The 4,194-nt window shown below is 51.6% G+C and carries 2 protein-coding genes; both read right to left on the bottom strand.

Going from position 1 to position 4,194, the window contains the following annotated elements:
• A partial coding sequence (locus COY37_RS05200; protein WP_286976561.1) for a GTP-binding protein occupies positions 1–821 on the bottom strand: 821 nt, incomplete at its 3' end.
• Positions 822–948: 127 nt separating this feature from the next.
• The gene (locus COY37_RS05205) at positions 949–3,783 is read right to left on the bottom strand and encodes an Ig-like domain-containing protein (protein ID WP_286678989.1); all 2,835 of its coding nucleotides are present in this window, start codon (positions 3,781–3,783) and stop codon (positions 949–951) included.
• Positions 3,784–4,194: the final 411 nt, after the last annotated feature.

Raw genomic sequence — 4,194 nt, forward strand, 5'->3', positions numbered from 1 at the left:
TTAGCCGTATCTGTGGGGGTGCGCTTCATGCCGCGATAGGTAAACAACCCGGATATTTTTTCGGCATGCTTCGTTCCGTCACGCCGCATCATGTATATCTGGTCGCCGACGCTCATCTCACCGTGAACGATACGCCCAAGCCCTAAGCTGCCGATGTAATTGTCATAATCAAGCATAGTGATAAGCATCTGCAGCGGTTTGTCCGGGTTGGCTATCGGGGGCAGAACCCGGCGGATGATCGTCTCAAACAGCGGTTTTAGACTGTCGCTCTCTTCATCGATCTCATACCAGGCCACACCATCCTTGGCCGAGCAATAAACAACGGCAAAATCAAGCTGCTCATCGGTTGCGTTCAGCTCGCAGAAGAGGTCAAATGTCTCGTCTACAACCTCATGCGACCTGGCATCGGGCCTGTCGACCTTGTTGATTACCAGGATGGGTTTAAGGTGCAGGTCAAGCGCTTTTCTCAGGACGAACTTGGTCTGCGGCATCGGGCCTTCAAAGGCATCTACCAGCAGTAATACCCCATCGACCGTTTGCAGGATGCGCTCGACTTCCGACCCAAAATCGCTATGTCCGGGCGTATCGACGATGTTGATCTTGGTGTTCTTATAGGTGACGGAGGCATTTTTTGAGAAGATGGTAATGCCGCGCTCGCGCTCGAGATCGTTCGAATCCATAACGCGATCGGCAACCTCCTCGTTTTGCCTGAAAACGCCCGTCTGCTTCAGCATTGCATCGACAAGCGTCGTCTTGCCATGGTCGACATGCGCGATGATTGCGATGTTTCTTATATCTTTTCTCCTCAACTGGTTAGGCATACGTTCAAAAACCTCTTTTTCCTGGTAACAACCGATATTTTGCAAATAATTTACAACCTTGTAACTATAACATATTTTTAGCTGCAAGATAATGGAAACCCAGGAAGACTAATTCTCTATCCGGTTATTAGTTCTTGTTATTAAGTATTCCGACCATCATCTTGGCCGCTTCCGCTCTGGTCGCGCTGTTGTTGGGCTTGAAGGTGTTATCGGCGTAGCCCGAGATGATACCCGTTTTTGCACAGGCGCCGATATAATCCTTTGCCCAGGATGATTTAATATCCTTGAGCGTACTGCTCCCGGAAGAAAGGTTGAGCGTGCGTGCTACGATTTTTGCAATCTCCGCACGGGTGATGTTTTTGCCGGGCTTGAACCCACCGTCCTCGTACCCTGCAATTACCCCATAGGTTTTTGCGGTCTCGATGTATGCGTGGGCCCAATCATCGGTGGGCACGTCCTTAAAGGATGACGCGCTCGCCGTCTCAAGCTTCCAACCCATAGCAAGGCAGATCATTTTTGAAAACTCCGCCCTTGATACGGCCTTGTTTGGTTTAAACAAGCCGCCCGGATATCCGCCGGCGATCCCCGCGCCCGCGAGCTTCGAGACAGATTCCTTGTACCAAGCGTCGGCCGGCACATCCGAGAACCCCGAGGTTCCCGGGGCTTTACTTCCTGTCAGCGTGACCTCTACTTCTGTTGAGCCCTTGCTCTCATTGCCGAGCTTATCTGCTGCGGTTACGTAATAGACGTAGGTTTTGGCGGCTTCGGCTGTTTTGTCCTGGTATTGGGTTGCGGTTAACGTAGTAGAGTTAAGCTTGGTTGGCGTAAGGCCGCCCTTTATCTTTCTGTAAACGTTATAGCCCGCGAGGTTTGTTTCTTTATTCGCGCTCCACGACAACTGGGCCGTATCCGTGGTCGACGTTGATTTTAGACCCTGCGGCACAGCCGGAGGCACGGTATCATCCTGCGTGGAGAAGCTAAACGTGTATTGCGCGACAAGGTTGTTGTTTGCCATATCCTTAACAGCTGCAGTCGGCATCGTTACTGTATAGACGCTTGAGTAGGCCAAGTCCGCCGTTGGATCAAGTGTTAGCACTTTGTCGCTTATGCTTTTGGCCAAACCGACTACCGCATTTTTAGCGTCCTTTACCGTAATGCTATTATATGCCGTGCCGGCCTGAATGGTTTCGCTGAATGTGATCGTCATGGATGCTTCCTTGGCGATACCGGTTGCGTTATTTATAGGGCCGGTGCTTGAAACCGTGGGGGGCACCAGATCCGCCAGCGAAGTAAAGCTAAAGGTATATTGGGCGGCAAGCGGGTTATTTGAAAAATCCTTCACCGCGCCCGCCGGGATAGTTACCGTGTACATGGTTCCCGAGGCGGTATCGGTCGTCGGGTCAAGCGTGAGTACGTTGCCGTTAATGCTTTTAGTAAAAGGCAGCGCGGTATTCTTGGAATCTTTTACGGTAATACTTTCATAGGCCGTGCCGCCCTGAATGTTTTTACTAAACGTAACGGTAATCATGGAATCCCGTGCCACGCCGGTTGCGCTGTTTAACGGATCGGTGGCGGTTACCGCCGGCACGGTATTATCCAATACGGTAAAGCCGAAGGTATATTGGGCTGCGAACGAGTTATTTGCGGTATCCTTCACCGCGCCCGCCGGGATAATCACCGTGTAAGAGCCCCCGTACGCAAAGTCGCTCACAGGATCGAGCGTAAGGACCCTGCCGCTGATGCTTTTGTTTAACGATATCGAGGCGTTGTTTGCATCCCTAACCGTGATAATGTTATAAGCAATACCGGCCTGTACGTTTTCGCTAAATGTAACCGAGATGGTTTTTTCCTTGGGTACCGCAGCCGCACTGTTTACCGGATCGGTAATGGTTACGATCGGTGCGACGGCATCGACCAGCGTGGGACAGCCGTATACGCCGCTTCCCCACGTCCCGGCGAACACGATGCTATCCTGTGCGAAGTTGGATGAGACCGCGAGAGATGGGATATCCGCGCTTGCGAGGTCGCTGCCGACCTGCGCCCAGTTCTGCCCGGAATCCGTTGACTTATAGACGCCATGGCTGTAGCTACCGGCAAATACCGTATGGTCTGAAGCGTATGCCGGTGACGTGGCGATGGAGAAGATGTCGATACCCACCGGCCCGATAGGGGTCCAGTTCTGCCCGGAATCCGTTGACTTAAAGCCATCGGTAAAAACGGTGTGGTCTGTAGTATAAGCGGGTGAGACCGCTACTGATTTTATATAAGGGTTCGAAAGCCCGCTATTTATCTGGGTCCAGTTCGACCCGCCGTTGGTTGACTTATAGACGCCGGTACCATCGCTTGTCCCGGCGAACACGACGGCATCCGAGCCAAAGTCGGGCGAAAGCGCGATCACGCTCACATAAGCGCTGGAAAGCCCGCTTGCATTCCAGCTTTGGCCCTCGTCAGTCGACTTATAGACACCATGACCGTAGGTGCCTGCAAAAAGCGTATGGTCTGCAGTATAACCGGGCGAGACCGCGATAGAACTTACATCGTTGCCCGTAAGCCCACTTACCGACCAGCTTTGCCCTCCGTCGGTGGACTTATAGATGCCGCCGTATGTTCCGGCATACACGATATGGTCGGTCGCATAATTAGGGGATATGGCCAGTGAGAGGATATAGGACCCGGAAAGCCCGCTCGACGACCAGCTTTGCCCTCCGTCTGTCGATTTATAGACTCCCGAGCCGTTTGTGCCCGCGAACAGGGTTTTATCTGTTGTATATCCGGGGGAAACTACGAGCGCGTTAACTATCGCGCCACTGGGGCCATTGCCGATCCACTCGTTGACCCCGGCGTTTGCAACCGGTAAGGAGGCTAAAAGGAGCCACAACAGCGCGGCAAGCACTATGGCCGTCTTAATAATACAATGTATAGCTGGTTTTCTTGTTATTGGTTCTGCTTCCACAATTGACATCTAGTTACCTCGAGCACGCATGGTTTTCTGCCTTAATAAGGCTTTTAGATGCAAAAACTGTATATAAGAGGTTATCGGACTGGAAGCAGATTCTTTAAGCCCCGGTTTTAAATGAAACTACCTTTTACAAACTACCTTTTATGTCTTGGGCGGCTATTGAGGTTATGGTAATATATTGGGTAGTCACGCCCAAAGAAGTTGCAGAAAGTTGTAGCACGTCTAATCCTAATTGTCGCAGAAAGAAAGGAAGTTCAGATGGAGCCTTACAAAAAAGCACGTCTCGTTTATTGCCTCTCCATGGGTATGGTCGAATCAAACAGCACCGACCAAGAAGCATCAAGATCCCGGCACGACCGCTTTAACGTACTGCTTGCAGAGCAAATCAAAACCCACTCCGAAGGACTTGGGCTC

This window comes from Candidatus Aquicultor secundus, from assembly GCF_002791875.1.
GTDB lineage: Bacteria > Actinomycetota > Aquicultoria > Aquicultorales > Aquicultoraceae > Aquicultor_A > Aquicultor_A secundus.